Source organism: Hymenobacter artigasi (assembly GCF_012275535.1).
GTDB lineage: Bacteria > Bacteroidota > Bacteroidia > Cytophagales > Hymenobacteraceae > Hymenobacter > Hymenobacter artigasi.
On record NZ_JAAVTK010000001.1, the window covers coordinates 576,405 to 601,770 of the forward strand.

A 25,366-nucleotide genomic window follows, 5' to 3' on the forward strand; every position below is an offset into this window, starting at 1 on the left:
TCTGCGCATTTCTGAGAAGAGATGACGGCCCTCTTCAACGAAGAGCGGTTAGCAGTGGTCAAGACAGTGCAAACGTGGTAAGGTCCTTGGCTACGCCGACTTTCTGTTCGCAAGCGCTGGATGACAGGGTTGTCCCGCTAATCCACCACCCCACCAACCCACTAACCCCGCTTACTTCCGCTTATACAGGCCGGGCGTTTCCGTGGGCTCGTAGGCGCTGAAGATGCCGGGGAGCAGCTGTTTTAGGCGGGGTACTATGCGGCTCTGGTCGAGCAGATAGGTGGGCGGGTTGGGGGCCATTTTCTGAGCCACGCGCACCACGGCGGCATACTCATTGAGGTGGCCAAAATCGACCTGCGACAGTGCCCAGTCGAGGTAGGGCGTGGCGGGGTGATTGTTGAAATATGCGCGGTCGTCGGGGCCGAGAATGAGCAGGGTTTGACCGCGCAGGGCGGCATAGCGCGGGTCGGGCTCGAGGCCGAAGCGGCTTTCGGCAGGCATGTGCAGCAGGCTTTCGAGGCGCGGTACCTGGGCGCGGTAGCGCAGCACCAACACGGAGTTGATGAGCAGCAGCAGCAGCAACTCCAGCAGCCAGCTTTGGCGGTAGCGCTGCCACAGAAACAGGCTGAAATAGGCCAGCGGCGGCAGCAGCAGCACCAGCGCACCGGGGGCCGCGCCGCGCTCTACGGCGGCAGCCACGCCGGCCACCACCAGCCAGACCAGCATCATCTGGCGGAATTTTATCTGGAATACCAGCCCCAGCGACGTGCCCAGCGACCGCAGCAGCGCCAGTCCCAGCACCAGCATGGGCACAATGAGCAGACGCAATTGCAGGCCGGCAGGCAAGCCACTGGCAATGAGGTCGGTGAGTCCCGGCTGGAGATGAAACTGCGTGAACCCCGGCAGTGCGCCGGTATAGAAGAAAAACGTGGCTACCAGCGCATACGGAAAGAAAAACCCGCACAGCAGCAGCAGGGAGCTCCGAAAGGAATTGGCGGCGAAAATCACTACCGCGAATAGTCCCACTATCACAAATAGGCTCAGCGGCAGGTAGCACAGCGCCCCCAGCCCAATCAGGAAGCCGGCCCGGAAGAGGCGGCGGTTGTCGTAGCCCTCGCGGGAGGTGGGCAGCAGCGCGCTCAGCGCAAATACGATGAAGGTATTGCCCAGCAACAGTGGCGAGAGGGCATCCAAATCGGTGCTCACGCTGCCCACCAGCAGGTAGGTGAGGGCGGCCACGTAGCCGCGCTCGGGGTGCACATCGTAGCGATTGAAAACCAGGTTCAGGCGCAGGCCCTGGATGAACAGCAGCCCCAGGGCCATCATGCGGTAGAGCCACACGGGCCGCGCCAGCACTGCATCGAGGGCGGCAAATGTGGCGGCGGCCAGCGGCGCGGTGCCGTCGTAGAGGTCGCGGTAGGGCATGGCGCCGCCGTGCAGCCGCTCGCCCACCAGCAGGGCCCGGAGCTCGGCCGCCGTCAGGGGCAGGCCGGCCCAGAGCAGCGGCAGGCGCAGGGCCAGCACCAGCAGCACCAGGGCCAGCAGCTGCGTAGGCAACGAGCTTTTGAAAAAGCGAAGCACTCGTTAGGGTATGAGGGTAAGAGGGTGTGGGGGTAGGAGGGTATAAGGCTGTGGGGGTAGCGCAAAGGTATTGTGCGACCCCAACGCTGACAGCTATTCTTTTTATGCCTTCCGCCCCATCCCCCCTACCCTCCTACCCCCACACCCTCATACCCTAAAAACACCTCGTACCTTTGCCAGTCATTATGGATAGCAAACGACAACAAAAAATGGCCAGCCTACTCCAGCAGGAGCTGGCGGCTGTATTGCAGCGCGACCTGCCGCACCTTTTCGGGGGCGGGATGGCCCCCAGCATCAGCATGGTGAAGGTGACGCCCGACCTGGGCCAGGCCCGCGTGTACCTGAGCCTGCTGCTGGGCAACGATGCCAACGAGCGCATCGAAATAGTGCGCGACAACGCCAGGGAAATCCGCCATGCCCTGGCCAAGCGCATCCGCAAAACGGCCCGCGTGGTGCCCGAGCTCGTATTTTTCCACGACGACAGCGCCGCCTACGCCGCCCACATGGACCAGGTGCTTGGCACGCTCGACATTCCGGCTCCGCCCCAGGAGGACGCGCCCGAGAATGACGACAAACCCGCCCGCCCGCGTTTATTCAATTAGCAAATGGGTAAATGAGTAAATGAGTAAGGGCGCAGACAACTCATGAAGCTGTGCCTTCTTGCTCATTTACTCACTTACTCACTTACCCATTTACCGACTTGTACTACGACCCGATTAAGAAGACGCTCGGCCAGGTATTTAACCGCACGCCGTGGCTGCGCCGGCTGTTCTACCACCTGCTCGATTTGCTGCTGCTGCGCACCTGGCACGTGCACCGCGAGCTGCGCCGCTGGGCCAAGGGCCGCACCCAGGAGCCGCTGAACATCCTCGACGCCGGCTCCGGCTACGGGCAGTATACATACTGGCTGAGCAGCCTGAGCGCGAAGTGGAACATCCTGGCCGTGGACGTGAAGGACGACCAGGTAGCCGATTCCAACCGGTTTTTCCAGCAGATTGGCCGCAAGAACGTGCAGTTTGCCGTGCAGGATTTGGTGCTCTATCAGGAGCCGAACTCCTTCGACCTGGCTCTGTCGGTTGATGTAATGGAGCATATTCTGGAAGATGTGGAGGTATTTCGCAACATTCACGCTTCGCTGAAGGACGGCGGCATGCTGCTGATTTCGACTCCCAGCGACCAGGGCGGTTCCGACGTGCACGACGATGGTGAAACCAGCTTCATCGAGGAGCACGTGCGCGACGGCTACAACATCCGCGAGATTCAGCAGAAGCTGCGCACCGCCGGTTTCGAGCGCATCGAGGCCCGCTATTCCTACGGCGAGCCGGGTCAGATTTCGTGGCGCCTCAGCATGAAATACCCCATTCTGATGCTGGGTAAGTCGCGCCTATTTTTCATCGTGCTGCCGTTCTATTACCTCATCACGTTCCCGTTCTGCCTGCTGCTGAACTGGCTCGATGCCCGCACGGTGCACGACTCCGGTACCGGCCTCATCGTGAAAGCCTGGAAGTAAGGCGTAACACAAGCGGGCAAACCACCTGAATCTGTGCCCGTTACCGTTTAACCCGCATTTTGCCTTAGCTTTCCGAACGCTAACCCCGTAAAGCGCCCCGATAAAACCCACGCAGGAGCCGTCTGCCCCATCCGGATAATCCGTGACCTACCCGACGAGTCCGTGATTTATGAACGTCCCCATCCTCATTGCCCGGCGCTACTTCCGGTCCAAGAATAAGCGCAACATCATCACCATCATCTCCAACATTTCGATGATTGGGGTGGCGGTGGGCACCATGGCGCTGATTATTGTGCTGTCGGTGTTCAACGGGCTGGAGGATTTGGTGCGCACGCTCTACGGCAAGTCCGACCCCAACCTCGTCATCTCCGCAGCCAAAGGCAAGGCCTTCGACGTAGACCGCACCTTCCTGATGAAGCTGGAAAACACGCCCGGCGTGGCCCTGCTCACGGAAGTAATTGAGGATAATGCCCTGCTGCAATACCACGACCGCCAGATGGTGGTGAAGATGCGCGGCCTGAGCGATAACTACTTCGGCCAGAGCCAGATTGACGCCAACATTCGCGAGGGCGACCACCGCCTGCGCCGCGATAGCCTGGAGTTGGCCCTGGTGGGCGCCGGCGTGCAGCACGAGCTCAGCATCACGCTCAACAACCGCTTGGCCCCCATGCGCCTGCTGTACCCACGCAACACGCCCGGCAAAAAAACCCTCGATTTCAACCCCGAGAACGCCTTCAACGAACAGAACCTGACGGCCGGTGGCGTTTTCCTCATCGAGCAGCACATCGACGACAGCTACATTTTCGTGCCCCTCACCTTTGCCCAGCGCCTGCTGGGCTACGGCACCCGCCGCACGGCCCTCTACGTGAAGGTGGGCCAGAGCTTCGAAATTGAAAAGGTGAAAGAGCAGGTGCGCAAGCTGCTGGGGCCCGATTTCAAAGTGCAGGATTCCGACGAGCAGCACGTCAGCCTGTTCAAGGCCATTAAAGTGGAGAAGCTGTTTGTGTTCATCACCTTCACGCTCATCCTGCTCATCGCCTCGCTCAACATCTTTTTTTCGCTCTCGATGCTGGTCATTGATAAGAAAAAGGACATCTCGGTGCTGCTGGCGATGGGCGCGAGCCAGAAAACGGTGCGGCGCACCTTCCTGTACGTGGGGGCCATTGTGGCGCTGGTGGGCGCGGCCACCGGGCTCATTCTCGGCGTCACACTGTGCTGGCTGCAGCAGCGGTTTGGCTTCGTGAGCATGGGCATGGCCACGAGCGTGGTGGATGCCTACCCGGTAAAAATGCAGGCTTCAGACCTGATTTTTACCTGCGTGTCCATTATCGTCATTACGCTGGCCGTAAGCATTCGCCCGGCCCTGAACGCGAGCAAGTTGGACTTGCGCGAGAATTTATAGCGTTTATTGACTTTTGGTCATCTCCGGTGATTTTCTGGCGTAAGGACGTGGCATTCGCTCCTGGCAGCAAAGCGCTACTATACCAATTTGACGCTTTCTGCCCTACCTTGCGCCTTCCGCGTGCCCGGCTATGAAAGTATCTACCGCAGAACCGTTTCAAATCGTCTACTCGCTCTTCGAACACGAGTTCCTGGGCCACCTGTTCGCGGCCTATGTGGTGCAGCTGGGCCCTCGCGGCCAGCTAACACTTCAGCACCAGACCGTTTCGGGGAAAAACGCCCACGAGTTCGCCGCCGGCCTCGATGCCACCGACTTTGAGCTGGTAGAGCTCTGCGACCATATTCAGCAGGAAGCCGTGGTGAAAGAATTCTGGCCTCGCAAAATTGCCACGGCCGAGTTTTTCCTCAAAACCTACAATTCCGAAAAGGGCGACAAACCACTCCAGGAACTCATTTCCAAGCACGTGCAAACGCGCATGGCCGGTATTCTGGCGCGCCTGGCGGGCAAGCAGGTCTTTATTATGGGCCGCGATGGCGAGCCAACGTGGAAGGAAATCGGCTTGGCCCCGGCCAAGGCATCCATCCTGTTTCACTTTCGCCGCAACGAGGAAGGCACCCACTACTTCCCCACCATCCAGTACCAGGGCCAGAAGCTTGATTTTCAATACAAAGACGCGGTACTGGTCTGCCTGCAGCCGGCCTGGCTGCTGCTCAACGACCTGCTCTACTCCTTCCGCACCGACGTGGACGGCCGCAAGCTGCTGCCGTTTTTGAAGAAAAAATTTATCGTGGTGCCCCGGCAGGTGGAGGAAAGCTATTTCCAGAAATTCGTGGCTCCGCTCATGGAGTCGTTTGAGGTGCATGCCCGGGGTTTCGACATTCGGTCGGAGCGCTACGTAGCGCGGCCCCGGCTCACATTCAGCGACGCCCTGCCCGCCCTGCCCGCGCCCGAAGCCCCCGTGCGCCCACCCGGCCCACCGCGCCGGGGGCGCATTCCGCTGCCCAAGCCCATTGCGCCCCTTCTCACCGGAGCCGAAACCGAACAGATTCATTTCGAGCTGAGCTTCCGCTACGGCCCGCACCTCATGCCACTGGGCACCAGCAAGCCCGTGAGCGTGCACCTCGAAAAGACGGCCGACAGCTACGTGTTCCACCGCCTGCTGCGCAGCCCCGAGCAGGAGCAGGCCACCGTGGAGGAGCTTCAGGCCCGCCGACTCACCGTGGCTAATGGTCACGGCTCGCTGCCCAAGGCCGAGGCCTTTAAATGGCTGCACGACAACTCCCCGGCCCTCACCGAGCTGGGCTACACGGTGGAAGCCGCCGCTACGGCCACCAAGAACTACTTCATCGGCCCCACCAGCGTGCAGGTGGGCATTCAGGAAGCCGGCGACTGGTTTGACGTGCGCGGCACGGTGCGCTTTGGCGACATCGAAGTGCCGTTTATCCGGCTCCGGGGCCACATTTTGCAGCGCCGGCGCGAGTTCAAGCTGCCCAACGGCCAGATTGCCATCATCCCCGACGAGTGGTTTACGGATTACCTGGAGTTGTTTGCCTTCGGTGAAGAAACTGAGGACGGCCTTAACCTGCGCCGCCACCACTTGGCCCTGGTGGCCGACCTGCAAAGCAACGAGCTGGCCACCGTGCGCATGGGCCGCAAGTTGGAAAAGCTCCGCGACTTTGCCGAAGTGGAGGACCACCCGCTGCCCGTGGGCTTTCTGGGCGAGCTACGCCCCTACCAGAAAGCCGGCTACAACTGGCTGCGCTTCGTGCAGGACTACCATTTCGGCGGCTGCCTGGCCGACGATATGGGTTTGGGCAAAGCCCAACCGCTGCACGCGAAGGTGATGACTCCCAGCGGTTGGCGCAGAATGGGTGAGCTGCGCCCGGGCGACCCGGTTATTAATTCGCAGGGGAGCACTTCCCGCATTACAGGCGTATTCCCGCAGGGTGAGAAAGAAATATTCCGGGTTACGTTCACCGATGGGGCTACTGCTGAGTGTTGCGCCGAACACTTGTGGGCCGTGCAAAGCCCGGTGCAGAAGTACCGGAATCAGGCTTATCGGGTGAAGGCCTTGCACGAGTTTCGCAACGACCTGCACGACAAGCACGGCAATACGAAGTGGTTTGTGCCGATGGTGAAGCCTGTGGCCCTGGCCGCGCAACCTGTGCCAGTAGACCCCTATTTCCTGGGTTTGCTGCTAGGCGATGGTTGCTTCCGGCAGCACAGCATCGGCCTTTCTACCGGCGATACCGAGATTGTGAATTACGTGACACAGGAGTTGCCGCCCTCCCTGGCAATGCGCCGCAAGGGCGAAACCTGCGACTATATTTTTGTAAAAAATGCTGCCGGCTGGACCAACGAGCTGATGCAACATATCAAAGGACTAGGACTAAAGGGCAAACTGTCGAAAGACAAGTTTATTCCCGACAACTACCTGTTCAACGATACTCCTACCCGTCTGGCTTTACTTCAAGGGCTGATGGATTCCGACGGCTACATGTCGGCACAGGGCGACGTGTGCCAGTTCACCTCGGTCTCCGTTGCGTTGATTGAGGGCGTCACCTTTTTGGTACAGTCGCTGGGTGGTACCGTGAAACAATCGAGCAAAACCCCAGGCTATACACATAAGGCAGAAAGCCGGACCGGGCAGCTGGCGTACACCTTAACGCTGAGTCTACCGCCCCACATTACGCCTTTCCGATTGGCACGCAAAGCGGTGTTGTACCGTCCCAAAACAAAGTATCAGCCCTACCGGGGTATCAAATCGGTAGAACTGGTGGGCGTGATGCCTGCGCAATGCATCTCGGTGGATGCACCGGACCGGCTGTACGTGACGGATAATTTTATTCTGACGCACAACACCATCCAGACGCTGGCCATGCTTCAGCACCGCCGCGAAAGTGGTGAGGCTCAAGGAGCTGCGTCACTCTTGGTACTGCCCACCTCCTTGGTTTTCAACTGGCTGAACGAAGCCCAGAAGTTCACCCCCGAGCTGCGCGTACTGGCCTACACCGGCACCTACCGCGACAAAAACCCCGACCGTTTCGCCGACTACGACGTGGTGCTGACCAGTTACGGCATCGTGCGGCTCGATACGGAACTGCTGGCCGGCTACAAGTTCGACTACGTGATTCTGGACGAGTCGCAGGCCATCAAAAACCCGTCGAGCACCACCTCGCAGGCCGTGCGGCAGCTGCACTCCAAGCACCGGCTCATTCTCACGGGCACGCCCGTGGAGAACAGCACGATGGATTTGTGGTCGCAGATGTCCTTCATCAACCCCGGCTTGCTGGGCACGCAGGCATTTTTCCGCAAGGAATTCCTCAAGCCCATCGAGAAAGACCAGGACGAAGGCCGCACGCGCCGCCTTCATGCGCTCATCAAGCCCTTCATCCTTCGCCGCCACAAAGCCCAGGTTGCCAAAGAACTACCCGCGAAAACGGAGCAGCTCAGCTACTGCCAGATGACGGAAGAGCAGGCCCACGCCTACGAGGAAACCAAGAGTTTCTACCGTAACAAAATCCTGCGCAACCTCGACGAGCACGGCCCGGCCAGCACCCAGTTTCTGCTGCTGCAGGGCCTCACGCGCCTCCGCCAGATTGCCAACCACCCGCGCCTGGCCGACGAAAACTACGTCCATGAGTCGGGCAAGCTGCGCGAAGTGCTGCGCATGCTGCGCAATGTAGTAGCCGAGGGACACAAAGTATTGGTATTTAGTCAATTTGTGCAGCACCTGTCCCTGGTGCGCGCTGCCTTGGATGAGCGGCAGATGCCCTACGCCTACCTCGACGGTGCAACCCGCGACCGGCCCGCCGAAGTAGCGCGCTTTCAGGAAACCGAGGACCTGAAAATCTTTCTCATCAGCCTCAAAGCCGGTGGCGTGGGCCTCAACCTCACTGCCGCCGACTACGTCTTCATCCTCGACCCGTGGTGGAACCCCGCGGTGGAGGCCCAGGCCGTGGACCGGGCCCACCGCATCGGCCAGCAGCGCCCGGTGTTCACCTACAAGTTCATTACGCAGGGCACGGTGGAGGAAAAGATACTGGCCCTACAGCGCCGCAAACTAGCGCTGGTAAGCGAGCTTATCGCTACCGACGAAACCGTGATTAAGCACCTCACCCGCGAGGATATTGAGGAGCTGCTGGGGTAGGTGCAAGAATTAGGTGACGAGCAATTTCAGCCTGCCGGGCCAGCACTGCCTTCACGATATTTTACTCTCTACATAGAGTGAGCGGCGTTGTCGTGCACTTGTTATGTATTCAACAGATGAGTAAACCATACTCCCAGCGCAAGTCAGCTTATACGGCTATTGCATTTTCACTGTACTTAGTCGCTTAATATGGAGGCTGCCTTGCCTTTTGCGCTAATTCTCCTTACGTTTGTTCACATTTTTCTTGCTATAAGCTGATTTTAGCCGCAACGGCAGCTTTTTCATACGTTTCACTATGCTTCGTCAGCGTTACGTGCGTTTATGGCTACCAACTTTGCGGCCCTGGATACTGGCCGGCGTATTGGGTAGTTTAAGTACGACCACTGTGTATGCCCAAACAGTGGGCCGGCCACTACGGGAAAAATCGACAGCCCCACTGCCGACCCCAGCCGCTCCACTCGCACCTCAAAAGATGGAAGAAGCCTTGCGCATGCTGCTGAAGGCTGACTCGATACAGTCGCAGCAGCAGCGGGCCAAGCTAGGGCCAGAGTCGAGCGGCCTGATTGTAGACCAGACCATCACTAAAATCGGCCATGATTTCTACGACCAGTTTTTTAATCGTTGGGAGCCTCCGCCGGGCAATGATGACTTTACCATCACCATCAACGAACGGCCGGCTCGTGGCAACAACGCTATTGTAGCTATATCAGTGAATGATGACGAGTTGTTGGAATTTCCGCTCCAAGCTAAATACGACCTCATTGAAGAAGCTGCTCAGCAAGCAATTGAAATGGCTACTGCCTTTCTACTACAAGCGCAGAATCTTAGCCGGCAGCTGGAGAAGGGCAATAAGCAGCCGCTCGAGACCTATTAAGCATACATTTACTCATCTCCTTCACTCCAGCGCCTTCAATGAAAACTTTCTTTACGCTTAGCTTATTTCTCGCGTTGTTTTTAACAGGGCGCGCATCAAAGGCTCAGGACTTTGTCTATGAGCCTAAAAATCCCTCTTTTGGTGGAGGCAACACATTCAACTACACTTGGCTCCTGAGCTCGGCACAGGCCCAAAACTCCATTCCCGACCCGGCCAGCACCAGCGCGGGCACCCCCACCGACCCCTTGGCCAACTTTGCCAACAACCTCAACCAGCAGGTGCTATCCCAGCTTAGTAACCGACTCATTGCCTCTCAGTTCGGTTCGGGAGCCATTCGGCCAGGCAGCTATACCGTGGGCAACTACCAAATTCAGGTTACTCCTGGTGCCAATGGCATTTCAGTGCAGGTAACGGATAGTTCGACGGGCAATCAAACGACGATTACCATTCCCAATACCCCCTGATTGCATAACCACCTTAGATGGTTGCCAGCACTTTTTTGGTCTTTTAGCTTTTTATCTTCAACCACATGTTTCTGCGTCGCACTTTGACTGCCGTGGTGCTCTTGCTAGCGGCAGGGCTCAGTGGCTGCGCCCCTTACCTCCATCAATCGTTCATGAACACTGAACCCGCCCGTCTCGGGGCGGAAGTAGGCGGCAGCGATGTGTGGCGAACCCTGCCGCCGGTACGGCAACGGGTGGTAGTAGCCGTCTATAAATTTCGGGACCAAACCGGCCAATATAAGCCTCAGGCTAATGGTGCCAGCTTTTCTACAGCTGTCACGCAGGGCGCAACCAGTGTGTTGCTCCGTGCCCTAGAGGAGTCGAAATGGTTTGACCCCATTGAGCGCGAAAATCTGGGCAACCTACTGAACGAGCGCAAGATAATTCGCTCTACCCGGGCCGAATACTCGGAGCAGACCGGCCAGGGCCAGCCGCCACTACCGCCACTGCTCTTCGCCGGTATTATGTTAGAAGGCGGTATTATCTCCTATGACTCCAACATCTTGACGGGGGGCGCGGGCCTGCGCTATTTTGGTGCTGGGGCCTCGGGGCAGTACCGCCAAGACCGCGTGACGGTGTACCTACGCGCCATCAGCACCAGCACTGGCAAGATTCTCAAAACGGTTTACACATCCAAAACCATTCTCTCGCAGCAGGTTGATGCGAGTCTGTTTCAGTTTGTGTCCTTCAAGCGCCTGCTGGAAACCGAAACAGGCTTTACGTACAATGAACCCAGCGAAATGGCGGTAAAGGAAGCCATCGAGAAATCGGTGCAGTCCCTTATTTATGAAGGCATTCTACAGCGCATTTGGGCACCGGCTGATACAGCAGCTCAGCATGGTCTGAGCATACAGGCCTACTTACGCGAGAAGCAGGACAATTTGGCCATCGATGTATTGGGCCGCAAAACCGGCTACCAGCGTCGGCCATTGGGTTTGGGGGCTTCGGGAGGCGTACAGCTTTATCAAGGAGACTTTAACCTGCCACAATACCGCCCGGTGGGCGAGCTTAATCTTCGCTACCGTTTTGGGGATGGCTACCTAATGGGTCTTGTAAATGTAGGTCAGGGTGGCTTGGCCGCTGGGCCAAACGGACGGTATTTTGATGAGAAGTTTAGCTATGCTGAGGCTGGACTGCTCGTCAATTTATTTCCTTACGACCGGTTTACGCCCTATTTACTGGCGGGCAGCGGTATTACGCGGGCTAATACGGCCGATGCACTGGGTCGCCATACCCTGCTACCTCACTTGCTAGTTGGATTGGGCGGGGAATATTTAGTTACTCCCAAATTGGGGGTAACGCTAGGCATTGACAACCATCTGTTTTTCAGCGACCGCATCGACCGAGTAAGCCAAGGCAGATACAATGACTACTTCTGGGGTGGGCGGGCTGGACTTGTTTTCTACATCGGCAGAAACAAAATTGGTCAATAGATATAAATTTTTGTTAATTTTTTATAAAAATTTAAATACTTGATTATCAAGCATTCATTTAAACGCACAGTGCAATTATTAATTAGTAAAGTTATATAATTATAAATAAAATTCATTTTTGTAATATTTTTAATATTATTTATTATTCTTCGATTTGGAATAGTGTATTTTGAGATTATATATTTGTCATGTTCTATCAGGAACACAAACAAATCAATCATTATTCACTTTTTTTCAAAAAACCCACAATCGTATGAAGACTCTTTCCATTTTCGCTGCTGCAATGGTCGTTGCCGTTGCAGCTAACGCTCAAGCCCCAACTAACACCTTCACCCGCACTCCTCGTACGGTAGTATCTCCCCTCACGCCTAATGGCCCCAATTCCTTGGGTGCTGGTGCCGCCGCCGGTGGGTTCAATACTGCCTACGGTGCTTACAGCCAAGATTCATACATCCAGCAGACGGGTTCGAATAACTACAGCAATGTAGACCAGACGGACAATCGCACCGGTACGCTTGCTGCCGGTAGCGGTAGCACAGCTGCCCTCACCCAGTCGGGCGACCGCAACAATGCATACCAGGTTCAGACGCTAAATGGTACTAGCAACGTGGCTGGCGGCCGTAGCTTCATGGGTTCGACCCAGGCTGGTACGCTCAGCACCTCGACCCAAACCCAAACTAACGGCTACCGGAATGCTGCCGTTGTTGACCAAGGCGTGGGCTCGGCTAACAACGCCGCGACCCAAACGCAGTCGGGCTTCGATAACGGTGCGCGCATCAACCAAACTCGTTTCACGGGCTACCCCACCGGCAGCACTGGCAACCGTGCTACTCAGACGCAGTCGGGCAATCTGCACGCTGCTCAGATTGACCAGCAAGGCCGCGATAGCCACGCTGCCCAGACGCAGAGCGGCTACTACAACGATGCCTACATCGGCCAAGGCTCGGACGGGATGCGCAACACGGCTTTGCAAGTGCAGACCGGCCAGCTGAACAACGCCCGCATTCGTCAGTCGGTAGGGACGGCCATGGGTGCTGCAAACGACAACTACGCCAAGCAGACGCAGTCCGGCTACGGCGACCAGGCTGACATCGAGCAGAAGAGCTCGGGCAACTACGCCGAGCAAGTGCAGTCAGGCCCCGGCTCGTTCTACCAGAACAACAACTCCGACATCCTGCAGGAGCGTGTGTCGTCGGCTGCCTACACCACGCAGAGCGGCAACCTGAACACGGCTGTTGTGCACCAGCACTAATCAGCTTGGAGGCTTGGCATCTTTCCAAGCTCACTGAATGCGCCAAGTTCTGGGTTTCTTTTCGAAGAAATCCAGGGCTTGGCCCATTTAGCTCCTAACCTTTTCTGTCTTGAATATATCTTACTTGCCTATGAAACCGCTTCACTATATTTTGCTCGCCGGGGCGTTGGCATTGGCCGGCCGCTCGGCCCAAGCCCAGCAGCGTAATCCCAGCGAGGCCGCTACAGCCGAGCAGCGGCTGGTTGAAGATATTGGGGCGCTGCCCGCGGCGCTCACGCCGTCGGCAGCAGGTGATGTGCGGAACACCTCAACGCTGTTCCAGACTGGTGCCGGCAACAATGCCAGCATCGACCAGCGTAGCCTTTCGAACCTGAGTAACCAAGCCTATATCGTGCAGGCTGGTGCGGCCAACGTTCTGGGCATTATCCAGAGTGGGGGCGACAACCGGGCCTATATGTCGCAGCAAGGAAATGGCAACCGGGCCGATTTCACACAGAACGGCCAGGGCAACTCATCTAACCTGACGCAGCGGGGCAGCAACAACCGGCTGCAGGGCTTGGTGAGCGGCAATGACAACGAACTGAACATCCAGCAAAATGGAGCTAATAACCAAGTTCAAAGCGAAATCAGGCAAAATGACCGCACCTACAACATCAGTCAGATTGGCTATGGCAACACGCTCACGCAGAAGGAAACTACTACACAGTCGCCGCAAGGCTACAGCGTAGAGATGCGGGGAGCGGGCATTAATATTACCATCGAACAAGGCCGGGTAGGCCGTTAGCTACCTGGCCCGCGCAGAAAGTCATGAAGGCCGGTAGTGCTTCCGCATTCCGGCCTTTTTTACGCTAGGCTGTTGGCTGGTTAGGTCTGGCTATCAATCTGTTTTCTTCCGTCAGTTTTATATTTCAGCCCTTCGCTATGCTATTCTTGTTTCTTTTGCTTGCCACTTGGCAAACCCCAGCGGCCCCTGCCCCCTGCCAGGCCCGCCTCGAACTTCAGCAGCAAGACGGTATGCTCACCATCACGGGCCACTGCCGCAACCTTCAGCCCACTGCCGCGCACTACCGCTATGAGATGGCATTGCAGCGCGAAAGTGCCGGTGGCCACTCGCGCAATACCCAGCGGGGTGAAGTCAGTCTAGCTCCTCAACAGGAGGTCTCTCTCTCACAAACTCGGGTAAACGCGGGACCTCAAGATACTTACCGCATTTACCTGAGCGTGTTTGATGCGGAAGGCCATACATTAGCACAAGATTCCGTCGTCCAAACTCCCACCCACTAACGCGTAGGTTTCCTCCTTCCTTATTTATGCCTTTTTCACTACTGATTAAGTGGTTTCGGTTCGCCAGCATTGTTATTATGATATGCGGACTAGGCGGGCTCATATCCTGTCAAGAAAACTTGGTTGAGCCTGCTTATTATGGTACTGTTACAGGGACCGTACGGGACGGACGCACTAATCTGCCCTTAGCGAATACTTCAGTAACGACAAACCCGGCTACCAGCTCTTATCTAACGGATGCGGCAGGCAAATTTCGGATTGAGAACGCACCCGCCGGGCGCTTTGCCGTCACGGTAAGTAAGGTGGACTACCAGCAGGTGGTAACCAACGTGACGGTGAATGACGGGCAGACAGCGGATGTGTCCATTGTGCTGACAAAATCAAGTACCGCTGCTCCCACGGCCCCCAACCGCCCCACGCCCGCCAACCAGGCCACGGCCCAGCCCACTACGGTTCTGCTGTCGTGGCGGCCGGTGGGGGCCACGGCCAGCGACTCGCTACGCTACGATGTGGCCCTTTTCGAAAGCAACAACCTCAACCAGCGGATGCTGCTCACCAACTCAAAAGACACAGCCGTGACGGCGACCAGCCTGCGCTACAGCACCACCTACTATTGGCAGGTAACGGTGCGCAACACGGCAGGCGTTACGGCGCGAGGACCCATATGGAGCTTTCAGACGGTTGCCTTCCCTACCAACCGCTACCTGTTTGCCCGCACCGTAGTGGGCAATACCGATATTTATTCGGCCGATGGCACGGCTACGCCGGTGCAGCTCACCTTTGGGAGCACCGTGGAAACGGCCCCGCAGCTCAGCCCTACCCGGGACCTGATTGCGTACACGTCCAATGCTACGGGCCTATACCAGCTGTACACGATGAATCATGACGGCTCGAACCCACGCCAGATTACTACGCTGGATGTGGACGGATATAACAACCGGGGGGTGGGCTACCGCTGGTCGCCGGACGGGGCATACTTCATCTACGCGCACAACGACAAGCTCTACCGCATCAACCGCGACGGTACCGGGCGGATGGAGCTGGCCACCGCGCCCGCCGGCCGCAACTTCCGTGAGTGCGACTGGACTGCCGAGGACGGCGGCCATTTGGTGGTGCAAACCGTGGGCGCGGATATCTTCGACTCCGAGCTCTACATCTACAATACCGATGGCACCAACCCCCGGCTGCTGGTGAGCAACCTGCCAGGCCGGGTCGATTCGCCCAGCTTCAGCATCGACGGACTGACGGTTGTGTACACGCGGGACGTAACAGGCTTCAACTCTGCCGCTGGCCGGCAGCAGGACGCGCGCATTTTCAGCCGCCGCACCGATGGAACCGGAACGCCTGTGGACCTATCATCGGGCACCAATAACAGCGGCAAAACCTTGGGCACCAATGACCTGACCCCGCACTTCGCTCCCGATGGATTTCATTTGATTTTCGTGAATCGGACTACCGACGAAGTTGCACCGCCCGAAGTATGGACAGCTGACCTCGACGGCAGGAACCGCACCCGTCTGTTCACCAACGCCTTTTTGCCCGATTACAAATAGCGCCGGGCCAACAATTATTGCCGGCCGGAGTTAGCAAATTATGCACGTTACGCTCCGCACCTCCGTTTCGCAGCCTCCGGCCGTGGTGATGGCCGGCTTCACCCGCGAATTGTTTGTGGCCCTGGCGCCGCCGTTTCCCCGGCTGCGGCTGCTCCGCTTCGATGGCTGCCACACCGGCGACCGGGTTGAAATTGAGCTTGATACGCTGGTGAAGCGCCTGTCCTGGACCTCGCTGATTGTGGACGATGGTGTGCAGCCCGACGGCACCCATTTTTTTGTAGATGAGGGCCAGGTTTTGCCGCCGCCACTACGGTTCTGGCGGCATCGTCACCTTATTCAGCCCGGCCCCAGGGGCGGCAGTGTGATTGTGGATGCGCTGGAGTACCGCACGGCCTCGCGCCTGCTCGATGCGCTGATATACCCGGCCATGTGGGCGCAGTTTGCCTGGCGGCGGCCTATTTACCGGCGCTGGTTCCGGTAGGCGGGGTGGCCCGGCGCGGAGCCGTACCTTTGCGGACCTATGCTAAATCCCGCCACCATCGTCCTCAAAAACGGAAAAGACCACAGCCTGCGCCGCCGCCACCCCTGGGTGTTCTCGGGGGCCATTGCCCGCGTGCAGGGCGAAACCCTGGAGGGCGACCCCGTGCGCGTGGAAGCCATTGATGGCGAGCTGCTGGGGGTGGGCCATTTTTCGGGCGGCGGCTCCATTGCCGTGCGCATGCTGGACTTTGGCCAGGATGCCCAGTTGCCTACGCCCGCATTCTGGGAGGCCAAGCTAGGCAATGCCTACGCCCTGCGCCAGCGCCTGGCCCTGACGGGCACGGCCGATACCAACGTGTTTCGCCTCATCCACGCCGAGGGCGACGGCCTGCCGGGCCTCATCATTGATGTGTATGGCGACGTGGCCGTGGTGCAGGCCCACAGCGTGGGCATGTACCGTGCCCGCCCCGAAATTGCGGCGGCCCTGCAAGTGGTATTCGGCCACAAGCTGCGCGCCATTTACGACAAGAGCGCCGAAACCGTGCCCGGCAACGCCGTGCCCGATGCAAAAAACGGCTACCTCTTTGGTGAGAGCACCGGCACCGAGCATTTGGTGATGGAAAACGGCCACCAGTTTGCCGTGGATTGGGAAACGGGCCAGAAAACCGGCTTCTTCATCGACCAGCGTGATAACCGCGTCCTACTGGCCCGCTACTCGCCCGGCCGCAAGGTGCTCAACACGTTCTGCTACACCGGCGGCTTCTCGGTATACGCCCTGGAAGCCGGGGCCGAGCTGGTGCATTCCGTCGATTCGAGCAAAAAAGCCATTGCCCTCACCGAGCGCAACGCGGAGCTTTCGAACCACGCCGACCGCCACGCCGCATATGCCGATGACGTGCTGGGCTTCCTCAAAAACCACTCGGCCGAGTACGACCTGCTGGTGCTCGACCCACCCGCCTACGCCAAGCACATGGGCGCGCGCCACGCCGCCCTTATGGGCTACAAGCGTTTGAACGCGGCGGGCATTGCGCACCTCGCGCCGGGCGGGCTGCTGTTCACGTTTTCTTGCTCACAAGTCGTTAGCCCCGAACTGTTTGAGGGCGCGGTGCTGGCGGCGGCCATTGAGGCCGGGCGGCCGGCGCGCATTCTGCACCGCCTCACCCAGCCGGCCGACCATCCGGTGAGCTTGTTTCACCCCGAGGGGGCTTATTTGAAGGGATTGGTGCTGGCGGTAGAATAGCCTGTCTAAAAAATAAAGTGGCGCGCTGGCGCGGACAGAATACGTCCGGGCCGACGCGCCGCTTTATTTTTGGCCGCTTCGGCAAAACTTCTCCCCCCATTGCGGCGGTTAGCAGTTCAGTGTTTAAAAAGACAACCAAAATAACGCCTTCGCAACAGCCCGTGGCCGTCATCGGCGCGGGCATTGCCGGCATTGCCACGGCGGCGCGGCTGGCGGTGGCTGGCTACCCGGTCACGGTATTTGAGGCCGGGCCCACGTTCGGGGGTAAGATGCAGCAGTTTGCGCTGCCCGGCGGGTACCGGTTCGATGCTGGGCCGTCGCTCTTCACCTTGCCGCAGCTAGTGGATGACATTTTCCGGCTGGCCGGCCGCCGGCCCGAAGACTATTTCCGCTACGAGCGCCTCGACCCCATTACCCACTACTTTTTTGCCGATGGCGCCCGCCTCACCGCCTGGGCCGATGCCGGGAAATTTGCGACCGAAGTGGAGGCCAAGCTCGGCACGCCGGCAGCCGAAGTCACGCGGTTTCTGAGCCGCGCCGGGAAGGCGTATGACGCCACGGCGGGCACCTTCCTGCACAAGTCGCTGCACAAAGCGGGCACCTATTTCAGCCCCGAAACCCTGAAAGCCGTGGCTGCCCTGCCGCAGCTCGGCCTACTGGGCACCATGCACCAGCGCCACGAAACGGCGTTTGGCCAGGATGCGCGGCTGGTGCAGCTTTTCGACCGCTACGCCACCTACAACGGCTCCGACCCCTACCAGGCACCCGCCACGCTGAGCATGATTCCGCACCTGGAGCACGGCATCGGCGCTTTTTATCCCGAGGGCGGCATCTACGCCATTGCCGAAAGCCTGGTGAAGCTGGCCACCGAGTTCGGCGTGAAATTCCGCTACAACGAGGCCGTGGAGGAAATCATCACCGCCGACAAGCAGGTGACGGGCCTGCGCACGGCGCTGGACGTGTACGACTTCGGCCGGGTGGTGAGCAACATGGACGTGGTGCCCACCTACCGCCGCCTGCTGCCCCACCAGCCCGCGCCGGAGCGCACGCTGGCGCAGCCCCGCTCCTCCTCGGCCCTGATTTTTTACTGGGGCATTGCCCGCGCGTTTCCGGAGCTGGATGTGCACAACATCTTCTTCTCGGCCGATTACCAGGCCGAATTCAAGGCCATTTTCGAAGAGAAAACCGTGGCCGACGACGTGACGGTGTACGTCAACATCACCTCCAAAAAAACGCCCGCTGATGCCCCGCCCGGCCACGAAAACTGGTTTGTTATGGTGAACGTGCCCCACGACCAGGGCCAGGACTGGGACGCTCTCACCCAAAAAACCCGCGCCACCGTGCTCCGCAAGCTGCGCCAGGCTCTGGGCACGGATATCGAGCCACTGATTGCCGCCGAAAAAACCTGGACGCCGCCCGGCATCGCGGCCGATACCTCGTCGTTTGGCGGCGCGCTCTACGGCAGCTCCAGCAATAATCCGCTGGCGGCGTTTTTGCGGCACCCGAATTTTTCGGGGCGGCTCGACGGGCTGTACTTTTGTGGTGGGTCGGTGCATCCGGGCGGCGGCATTCCGCTGTGCCTGCTGTCGGCCAAAATCGTTTCGTCGTTAATTAATGAGGGATAAGGGATAGGGAATAAGGGACAAGGAACGGCGGCCGCATGCTATCGCCGCTGCCCACCGTCCTGCTTTCCATTGCCGACCTATCCCCTGTTCCCTATTCCGTTTTTCTTCCATGGTTGATTACACCGAGCCGCTCCCGGCCGCGACTAACCGCCGGCTGCGTGTGGCCCAGGGCCTGGTGTTGCTGTTTCATTTCACTGGTTTCGTGGGGCTGGCTTTTTCCAACAACCCCGATTTCTACCTGCGCTTTACGCCGCTCACGCTCGGGCTCACGGCGCTGCTGCTGCTCTGGTTTCAGCCGGGGCGCAACGCCAGCTTCTGGGGCTTTTGCCTCACGGTGGCGCTGCTGGGCTTTGGGGCCGAGTTTGTGGGCGTGAACACGGGCCGGTTTTTTGGGCACTACACGTATGGCGACACCCTGGGCTTCAAGCTCTTTGATTCACAGCCCTTTAAAGGCGTGCCGCCGATGATTGCCCTCAACTGGGTGGTAACCACGTACTTGTGCGGCATGCTGGTGCGATACCTGCCGCTGGGCGAGCTGCCGCGCATTCTGCTGGCGGCGGCCCTCATGGTGGGCTTCGATGCCTGTATGGAGCCGGTGGCCGGGCATTTCGATTTTTGGCATTGGTCGGCCAACGTGATTCCGTTTCAGAATTTCCGCGACTGGTTCATCTTTGCCTGTATCTTGCAGATGCTGTTTAACCGCACCACATTCCCCAAACGCAACCCGCTGGTGCCGCTGGTGTACATTACGCAGCTGCTGTTTTTCTTCCTGCTCGGAGCCCTTTAGCCGGTGCGGCAATGCCCGGCGCGGGACCAGGCAATGCCGCACTCTTCTTTCTAAAAACAGACTTATCGCTTTTCGCAGATGCCTGATTCTACGCTGTCCACCTCTTCTCTGGAAGCCGCCATCTCGGTCTTTTACCGCTACGGCCTGCGCGATGCGTCTGACGCGGCCCTGGCCAAGGCCCTGAACACCACCGAGCCCGACCTGGCGGCCCAGTTCCCCAGCCGCGAGCTGCTGGTGCACCACGCCGTGCTGGCCGATATGGAGCGCCAGAAGCGCGAGCACGTCGCCCTCTATGCTCAGTATTCGTCGGCCGTGGAGCGCCTTTATGGTTTGTTGCAGCTGGGGCTGCGCGACCTGGCAGCCGTGCCGGGCCAGTACTACGGCGACCTGCAAACCGACTTCCCCCTCACCTGGGATGCCGTGATGGAGCACCTGAACTCTTACTCGGCCCCCCAGCTCCAGCAGCTGCTCAACGACGGAATTCGTAGCCGCCTGTTTCGTTCCGACATCAATATTCAACTGGTTACCAAGATATTAATTGAGCAGCTCAACGTGATGCTCAACCCCCAGGTATTCCCGCCCGACCGCTACAACATGCGCGAGGTTTTTCGCAGCATCTTCCTGTATTACATTCGGGGTATCTGCACCGATGAAGGCGCGCGGATTGCGGCCGAGCATTTTGCCCGACTGTAGGCAGCCCTGGCGTCGCGGCCGGGGTTAACTCTCTGTACCGATGCGTTTATCACTACTAAGCGGCTGGCTGGTGCCGGCCGCTGCGGGCCTGCTGCTGGCGGGCTGCCAGGGCAAAACCTCAACTTCGGAAACGGCCACCACCATGGCCGGAACCGAAGCCGCCCCCACCGACACGGCCAGCGTGGCGGCCCCCAACGACGGCATCACGCCAGCGCTCATCGCGCAGCACATCAAGGTGCTGGCTTCGGATGAATACCAGGGCCGGCGACCGTTCACGGCAGGCGAGGACAAGGCCACGGCTTATCTGGCTTCGGAATTCAAGAAGCTGGGCTTGCAGCCGGGGGCCAATGGCTCGTATTTCCAGGCCGTGCCGCTGGTGGAAATCGCGGGCAAGCCCGACTCGATTGCGACGGTGACGGGCAACGGTAAAACGCTGCAGCTGAAGTACCGCGACGACTTTATGTTCCTCACCGAGCAGGAAAAGCCGGTGGTCACCATTAAGGATTCGCCGCTGGTGTTTGCCGGCTACGGCGTGACGGCCCCCGAATACCAGTGGGACGACTACGCCGGCCTCGACGTGAAGGGCAAGACCGTGGTGGTGCTCATCAACGACCCCGGCAATGCGGGCGACGACTCCACGATGTTCAAGGGCAAGGCCATGACGTACTACGGCCGCTGGGGCTACAAGTACGAGGAGGCCGCCCGCCACGGCGCTACCGGCCTGCTCATCATTCACGACACCAAGCCCGCCTCCTACCCCTGGACGGTGGTGCAAAGCAGCAACGGCGGCGCCAAGCTGCACCCCCAGACGCCCGACCACGGTGCCAGCAAAGTGGCCCTGGAAGGCTGGATGACCCTCGACGCGGCCAAGCGCCTCTTCACGGCCGCCGGCCAGAGCTACAACGAAGCGTACACGGCCGCCAATAAGCGTGGCTTTAAAGGCAAGGCGCTGGGCCTGAGCCTCAGCACGACCATTCGCAACAAAGTCACCCGCAAAACTTCGAAAAACGTAGTAGCGGTGCTACCCGGCACCACCCGCCCGCAGGAATACATCATCTACTCGGCGCACTGGGACCACCTGGGCGTGGGCAAAGCCATTGCCGGCGACTCGATTTACAACGGCGCGCTCGACAACGCCAGTGGCTGCGCCGGCCTGCTGGCCATTGCCACAGCCTTCAAGCAGGCGCAGGAAAAGCCGCAGCGCAGCATCATATTCCTGGCCGTGACCGGCGAGGAGCAGGGCCTGCTGGGTTCCGACTACTACGCCCAACACCCGCTGTTCCCAGTGAAAAACACGGTGGCCGACATTAATATGGACGAGCTGCTGGCCTTTGGGCCGATGCGCGATGTGACCGTGGTAGGCTACGGGCAGTCGGAGCTGGACGACTACGCCCGCGCCGCCGCCAAGGAGCAGAACCGCTACGTCATCCCCTTTCAGCACCCCGAAACCGGTAGCTTCTACCGCTCCGACCACTTCAGCTTTGCCAAGGTGGGCATTCCGGCCCTCTACGCCAGCGGCCAGTTTGAGAGCCGCCTGCACGGCAAAGCCTTCGCCGAAAAGCAGCGCAAGGACTTCGAAGAAAAAGCCTACCACCAGCCCGCCGACCAGTACGACCCTGCCTGGGACCTGCGCGGCGCGGCCGAGGATGCCCGCCTGATGTTCCGCGTGGGCCAGAAACTGGCCGGCGAAACCACCTTCCCGAAATGGAAGGACGGCTCGGAGTTCAAGGCCACGCGGGAGAAGAGCGGGCCGGGAAAATAGGGCACTTCCTGCACCTTCCTTAGCCCCGGCGGGGCGACACTAGTCAGCCAAGTGTCGCCCCGCCGGGGCTTTTGTTTAATGCGTTTATTACGCCAGCAGCCAACCCAGCAGCCCCAGACGCACCGTCCAGGCCAGCGTGCGCAGCCAGTTGGTGCGGGTGAGGCCGTCGATGGCCACGTAGTCGTAGCCCTGTTCGAGGCGGTTGTGGAAGGGCACTGAGATGAAGAACGTGGCGGCCCAAATCAGCCCCACCAGCCCCAGACTCCACCAGCCGGCCCCGCCGGGCAGGGCGGTGCGGCCGGCCCAGGCCAGCCAGATGGCCAGCCCCAATTCTAGCACCATCGGGGCCAGCACCACGTAGCTCATGCGGCGGGTGTGGGCCGCGTGGAAGGCCGGCCACGCCGCTTTTGGCACCAGCCCGAAGCTGGGGTAGTGCACCACCTGCACCGTCCAGATAAGCCCGGTGAGGTAGGCCGCGACGGCAAAATTGAGCAACAGCAGCAGGTGAAGCGTCATAAATTAAAATTTGTTTTTGGCCGGGATGTGGCAGTTTTCGAGGGCTTACGTGCTACGCAGAAGCTCCCGTAAATAACGCGGTAAACACCGCGAACGGTGCGTGGTTTTCGTGCCCCATGGTCCGCTGGTATTTCCGGCCCTGCTCTACCCGGTGCAGGCCGGCATGAAAGTGTGGCGTGAGGAGCCGTTCGGCCCGGTGGTGCCGGTGGCCCGCTGCGCCCACACGGAGGAGGCTATTCAGTACCTCATCAATTCCGACCACGGCCAGCAGAGCAGGTGGGCATCTTCGGCTCCGAATCGCAGGAAGTGGCCGACCTCATCGACCAACTCGTGAACCAGGTCAGCCGCGTCAACCTCAACGCCCAGTACCACGCGGCCCCGACCCTTTCTCCTAAGCACCTGCTCAATGAGATTGTGGGTGGCCAGGAAAGCAGCTTTTTGAGCACGCGCTTTATTCTGCAAAAGCTGCTCATTAAAACGCCCTGCTGAGTGCTGCTTTGGCGGCATTCAGCAGGGCATTTTTCGTTTCAGCGCGGCCTCAATCCCCTTCCGACGTGGCCAGCGCTGTTGCCGCCGTTGGTACGGTCTGGTCCTGCGGCAGGGTCAACACAAATTCGGTGAATGCGCCTTCCTCGGAACGGGCCGTGAGTGTGCCGTTGTAGCCATTGGTGATGATGTCGTAGCTCAGCCACAGGCCCAGGCCGGTACCTTCGCCGGGTGGCTTGGTGGTGAAGAAAGGGTCGAAAATCTTATCCAGCACTACCGGGGCGATGCCGGTGCCGTTGTCGCGCACGTGCAGCTCTACGCCGCCACTCACGCGCTGGGTGCGCACCCGCACCGAGGGCGTGTAGGCCGGCCCCAGCACCGTGGCCTTCTGGTGCACGGCGTAGAAGGCGTTGGTAAACAGGTTGAGGAGCACCCGGCCCAGCTCCTGCGGCACTACGTGCAGCGAGCCCAGGGCGGGGTCCAGGTCGAGGGTACTGGCCACGGAAAAGTCGCGATGCGTGCTTTGCAGGCTGTGGTAGGCCAGGCGCAGGTAGTCCTGGGCCAGGTCGTTCAGGTTCACGGCCTGGCGCTGGCCGGGGTCGGCGTGGGCGTGCTCCAGCATGCCGCGCACAATGCCCGCGGCCCGGCCGCCGTGCTGATTGATTTTGAGCAGATTCTGTTTCAAATCATCCAGCAGCGAGGCTTCCAGCGCGGGGTCGCGGATGGGTTCCAGCCGCTCTTCCTGCAGCTCCGCGAGCATTTCCAGGCTCACCTCCGAGAAGTTGTTGACGAAGTTGAGCGGGTTCTGAATTTCGTGGGCCACGCCGGCCGTGAGGGCAGCCAGGGCCACCATTTTTTCGCTCTGCACCAGCTGGCTCTGGGCTACTTTCAGCTTGGTGAGGGCCTGGTCGAGGCGGTCGCGCTGGTGAGCAATCTGCTCGTTTTTCTCCTTCAGCACCCGGTTGGCCCGCTGCTTTAGGAAAATATTGCGGGCCAGCAAGCCGGCCAGCAGCAGCAGGCCCGCCAGGCCGGCCAGCAGCGCGTGCATCTCCTGGCGCTGCCGGAAGGCTTTCTGAGCCTGTAGCTCGCGACTTTGCGTGAGCAGGGTAATCTGGTCCTGCTTGCGGTCGAGCTCGTAGCCGTAGCGCAGGGCGCTGGTTTTGCGCTGGGTTTCTTCTCCCGCCACCGAATCCTTGTACGCCACCCACAACCGCTGATATTGGTAGGCCTGAGCAAAGTTGCCCTGCCGGGCGTAGGCCTGGGCCAAAATGTCGCTGCCGTTGCGCAGGCTTTCGTTGCTGCGCGACTGCTGGCTTAGCGCGAAGGCATGCCTGGCCAGGGCCACGGCGCTATCGGTGCGACCTTGCAACAGGTACACCCGGGCCACAGCCAGCTCGGCGGGTGGCAGGTTGTATACGTCTTTGGTGGCTTTGGCCTCGGCCCGCGCTAAGTTGGCATAGTACAGGGCCTGCTGCAGCTTGCCCTGCCCGGCGTATAGCTCCGACAGGTTGATTTCGTCGCTGAGTGCATTTAACACATCGCCCGTTTTGCGGTTCAGTTTCACGGAGCGGCGCAGGTAGCGCAGGGCCTGCGGCTGGTTATTGAGCTTCCGGTAGCAGTTGCCCACCAGATTCAGCGCCGAGGCTATCATATGCTCATCGCGCATCGCGGCAGCATTGCGGAACACGGGCAACAGCACCGATAGCGCATCCTGGTAATTATCAAGCTGCAGATACACGCCGCCAATGGCTACGCGTGTTCGGTTGATTATCTTCAGATTGTGTGACTTTTCAGCATAAGTCAATCCCCGCAGCGCCGCCCGGAGCGCCGCCGCCGGGTTAGCCTGCTCGTTCTCAATCAGGCTCCACTGTAAAAACGTATTGGCCAGCCCCACCATATCGCGCCGCCGGGCAAACAGGGCCTGAGCCTCCTGCGTGTATTGCCGGGCGCGGCCGTAGTCGGCCCGGCGGCGGTAGCGGGTGCCCAGCCCCAGCAGCTCCTGGCCCAGGCCCACCGAATCGTGAAGCTGGCCGCTCAGGGCCAGGGCCTGCTCCAGTACGATAGTGGACTGGGCGGCGTCGTCCATGAATAAGGCTTGGCTGAGGGCTTGCAGCCGGCGCACGCGGGTGGTGTCGGGGCGGGGGTTTGTTTGCAGAATGGCTCGCAGGCTATCAGTTGTTCGCAGTTGGGCCCTTGATGAGGAGGGCAGTAAGCCAAGTCCAAAAAGCAGGAAAA

General features: G+C 59.6%; 22 protein-coding genes. 19 read left to right on the top strand and 3 right to left on the bottom strand.

Features of this window, described 5'->3' with window-relative positions:
* Positions 1–171: 171 nt before the first annotated feature.
* On the bottom strand, positions 172–1,581 hold the full coding sequence (locus HBN54_RS02275; protein WP_168671510.1) for a hypothetical protein: 1,410 nt from the start codon (positions 1,579–1,581) through the stop codon (positions 172–174).
* Positions 1,582–1,790: 209 nt separating this feature from the next.
* On the opposite strand from HBN54_RS02275, the gene HBN54_RS02280 reads away from it, so the two are divergent.
* The 17 genes from HBN54_RS02280 to HBN54_RS02360 all read left to right on the top strand — a co-directional run bounded on the left by HBN54_RS02280 (position 1,791) and on the right by HBN54_RS02360 (position 22,129).
* Positions 1,791–2,183, top strand: coding sequence for a ribosome-binding factor A (locus HBN54_RS02280; protein ID WP_235955346.1), 393 nt, complete (start codon positions 1,791–1,793; stop codon positions 2,181–2,183).
* 98 nt (positions 2,184–2,281) lie between these two features.
* Positions 2,282–3,091 carry a class I SAM-dependent methyltransferase gene (locus tag HBN54_RS02285; RefSeq protein WP_168671512.1) on the top strand — a complete coding sequence of 270 codons (810 nt, stop codon included), beginning with the start codon at positions 2,282–2,284 and terminating at the stop codon, positions 3,089–3,091.
* 169 nt (positions 3,092–3,260) lie between these two features.
* A complete protein-coding gene (locus tag HBN54_RS02290) occupies positions 3,261–4,493 on the top strand; it encodes an ABC transporter permease (protein ID WP_168671513.1) in 1,233 nt (410 codons plus the stop codon).
* Between the two features lie 130 nt (positions 4,494–4,623).
* Entirely contained in the window at positions 4,624–8,643 is a 4,020-nt protein-coding gene (locus HBN54_RS24100; protein ID WP_168671514.1) for an SNF2-related protein, read from the top strand.
* A gap of 472 nt (positions 8,644–9,115) precedes the next feature.
* On the top strand, positions 9,116–9,517 hold the full coding sequence (locus tag HBN54_RS02300; protein WP_168671515.1) for a CsgE family curli-type amyloid fiber assembly protein: 402 nt from the start codon (positions 9,116–9,118) through the stop codon (positions 9,515–9,517).
* Positions 9,518–9,555: 38 nt separating this feature from the next.
* Entirely contained in the window at positions 9,556–9,981 is a 426-nt protein-coding gene (locus tag HBN54_RS02305; protein WP_168671516.1) for a curli production assembly/transport component CsgF, read from the top strand.
* A gap of 152 nt (positions 9,982–10,133) precedes the next feature.
* Positions 10,134–11,453, top strand: a complete 1,320-nt coding sequence (locus HBN54_RS02310) for a CsgG/HfaB family protein (protein ID WP_235955347.1) — start codon at positions 10,134–10,136, stop codon at positions 11,451–11,453.
* A gap of 253 nt (positions 11,454–11,706) precedes the next feature.
* The gene (locus tag HBN54_RS02315) at positions 11,707–12,705 is read left to right on the top strand and encodes a hypothetical protein (protein WP_168671518.1); all 999 of its coding nucleotides are present in this window, start codon (positions 11,707–11,709) and stop codon (positions 12,703–12,705) included.
* A 130-nt stretch (positions 12,706–12,835) separates the two neighbouring features.
* Entirely contained in the window at positions 12,836–13,489 is a 654-nt protein-coding gene (locus tag HBN54_RS02320; RefSeq protein ID WP_168671519.1) for a hypothetical protein, read from the top strand.
* 137 nt (positions 13,490–13,626) lie between these two features.
* Positions 13,627–13,989 (top strand): curli-like amyloid fiber formation chaperone CsgH, encoded by a 363-nt coding sequence (gene csgH / locus HBN54_RS02325; protein ID WP_168671520.1) that lies wholly within the window; start codon positions 13,627–13,629, stop codon positions 13,987–13,989.
* A gap of 77 nt (positions 13,990–14,066) precedes the next feature.
* Positions 14,067–15,542, top strand: coding sequence for a carboxypeptidase regulatory-like domain-containing protein (locus HBN54_RS02330; RefSeq protein WP_235955372.1), 1,476 nt, complete (start codon positions 14,067–14,069; stop codon positions 15,540–15,542).
* Between the two features lie 40 nt (positions 15,543–15,582).
* A complete protein-coding gene (locus HBN54_RS02335) occupies positions 15,583–16,023 on the top strand; it encodes an SRPBCC family protein (RefSeq protein ID WP_168671522.1) in 441 nt (146 codons plus the stop codon).
* Between the two features lie 39 nt (positions 16,024–16,062).
* Positions 16,063–17,262, top strand: a complete 1,200-nt coding sequence (locus HBN54_RS02340; protein WP_168671523.1) for a class I SAM-dependent rRNA methyltransferase — start codon at positions 16,063–16,065, stop codon at positions 17,260–17,262.
* Positions 17,263–17,381: 119 nt separating this feature from the next.
* Positions 17,382–18,887, top strand: a complete 1,506-nt coding sequence (gene crtD, locus HBN54_RS02345) for a 1-hydroxycarotenoid 3,4-desaturase CrtD (RefSeq protein WP_317170156.1) — start codon at positions 17,382–17,384, stop codon at positions 18,885–18,887.
* A 109-nt stretch (positions 18,888–18,996) separates the two neighbouring features.
* Positions 18,997–19,674, top strand: a complete 678-nt coding sequence (locus HBN54_RS02350; RefSeq protein ID WP_168671524.1) for a carotenoid biosynthesis protein — start codon at positions 18,997–18,999, stop codon at positions 19,672–19,674.
* A gap of 78 nt (positions 19,675–19,752) precedes the next feature.
* Positions 19,753–20,367, top strand: coding sequence for a TetR/AcrR family transcriptional regulator (locus tag HBN54_RS02355; protein ID WP_168671525.1), 615 nt, complete (start codon positions 19,753–19,755; stop codon positions 20,365–20,367).
* A 40-nt stretch (positions 20,368–20,407) separates the two neighbouring features.
* Entirely contained in the window at positions 20,408–22,129 is a 1,722-nt protein-coding gene (locus HBN54_RS02360) for a M28 family metallopeptidase (protein WP_168671526.1), read from the top strand.
* 87 nt (positions 22,130–22,216) lie between these two features.
* Here the strand turns inward: HBN54_RS02360 and HBN54_RS02365 are convergent, their stop codons facing one another.
* On the bottom strand, positions 22,217–22,645 hold the full coding sequence (locus HBN54_RS02365) for a hypothetical protein (protein WP_168671527.1): 429 nt from the start codon (positions 22,643–22,645) through the stop codon (positions 22,217–22,219).
* Between the two features lie 109 nt (positions 22,646–22,754).
* Between HBN54_RS02365 and HBN54_RS23170 the strand changes: the two genes are divergently transcribed.
* Together HBN54_RS23170 and HBN54_RS23175 are read left to right on the top strand one after the other, a co-directional pair.
* A complete protein-coding gene (locus HBN54_RS23170) occupies positions 22,755–22,979 on the top strand; it encodes an aldehyde dehydrogenase family protein (protein ID WP_210427905.1) in 225 nt (74 codons plus the stop codon).
* Positions 22,952–23,134, top strand: coding sequence for a hypothetical protein (locus HBN54_RS23175; RefSeq protein WP_210427906.1), 183 nt, complete (start codon positions 22,952–22,954; stop codon positions 23,132–23,134). The genes HBN54_RS23170 and HBN54_RS23175 overlap by 28 nt, the downstream gene beginning before the upstream one ends.
* A 49-nt stretch (positions 23,135–23,183) precedes the next feature.
* Here the strand turns inward: HBN54_RS23175 and HBN54_RS02375 are convergent, their stop codons facing one another.
* Positions 23,184–25,217 carry a tetratricopeptide repeat-containing sensor histidine kinase gene (locus HBN54_RS02375; RefSeq protein WP_168671528.1) on the bottom strand — a complete coding sequence of 678 codons (2,034 nt, stop codon included), beginning with the start codon at positions 25,215–25,217 and terminating at the stop codon, positions 23,184–23,186.
* Between the last annotated feature and the right edge of the window lie 149 nt (positions 25,218–25,366).

Bases quoted from the DNA above. Each gene is read 5' to 3' on its own strand.
- HBN54_RS02280 (WP_235955346.1), top strand. From the start codon at position 1,791: ATGGCCAGCCTACTCCAGCAGGAGCTGGCGGCTGTATTGCAGCGCGAC.
- HBN54_RS02290 (WP_168671513.1), top strand. From the start codon at position 3,261: ATGAACGTCCCCATCCTCATTGCCCGGCGCTACTTCCGGTCCAAGAAT.
- HBN54_RS24100 (WP_168671514.1), top strand. From the start codon at position 4,624: ATGAAAGTATCTACCGCAGAACCGTTTCAAATCGTCTACTCGCTCTTC.
- HBN54_RS02300 (WP_168671515.1), top strand. From the start codon at position 9,116: ATGGAAGAAGCCTTGCGCATGCTGCTGAAGGCTGACTCGATACAGTCG.
- HBN54_RS02305 (WP_168671516.1), top strand. From the start codon at position 9,556: ATGAAAACTTTCTTTACGCTTAGCTTATTTCTCGCGTTGTTTTTAACA.
- HBN54_RS02310 (WP_235955347.1), top strand. From the start codon at position 10,134: ATGAACACTGAACCCGCCCGTCTCGGGGCGGAAGTAGGCGGCAGCGAT.
- HBN54_RS02315 (WP_168671518.1), top strand. From the start codon at position 11,707: ATGAAGACTCTTTCCATTTTCGCTGCTGCAATGGTCGTTGCCGTTGCA.
- HBN54_RS02320 (WP_168671519.1), top strand. From the start codon at position 12,836: ATGAAACCGCTTCACTATATTTTGCTCGCCGGGGCGTTGGCATTGGCC.
- csgH (WP_168671520.1), top strand. From the start codon at position 13,627: ATGCTATTCTTGTTTCTTTTGCTTGCCACTTGGCAAACCCCAGCGGCC.
- HBN54_RS02330 (WP_235955372.1), top strand. From the start codon at position 14,067: ATGATATGCGGACTAGGCGGGCTCATATCCTGTCAAGAAAACTTGGTT.
- HBN54_RS02335 (WP_168671522.1), top strand. From the start codon at position 15,583: ATGCACGTTACGCTCCGCACCTCCGTTTCGCAGCCTCCGGCCGTGGTG.
- HBN54_RS02340 (WP_168671523.1), top strand. From the start codon at position 16,063: ATGCTAAATCCCGCCACCATCGTCCTCAAAAACGGAAAAGACCACAGC.
- HBN54_RS02350 (WP_168671524.1), top strand. From the start codon at position 18,997: ATGGTTGATTACACCGAGCCGCTCCCGGCCGCGACTAACCGCCGGCTG.
- HBN54_RS02355 (WP_168671525.1), top strand. From the start codon at position 19,753: ATGCCTGATTCTACGCTGTCCACCTCTTCTCTGGAAGCCGCCATCTCG.
- HBN54_RS02360 (WP_168671526.1), top strand. From the start codon at position 20,408: ATGCGTTTATCACTACTAAGCGGCTGGCTGGTGCCGGCCGCTGCGGGC.
- HBN54_RS02365 (WP_168671527.1), bottom strand. From the start codon at position 22,645: ATGACGCTTCACCTGCTGCTGTTGCTCAATTTTGCCGTCGCGGCCTAC.
- HBN54_RS02375 (WP_168671528.1), bottom strand. From the start codon at position 25,217: ATGGACGACGCCGCCCAGTCCACTATCGTACTGGAGCAGGCCCTGGCC.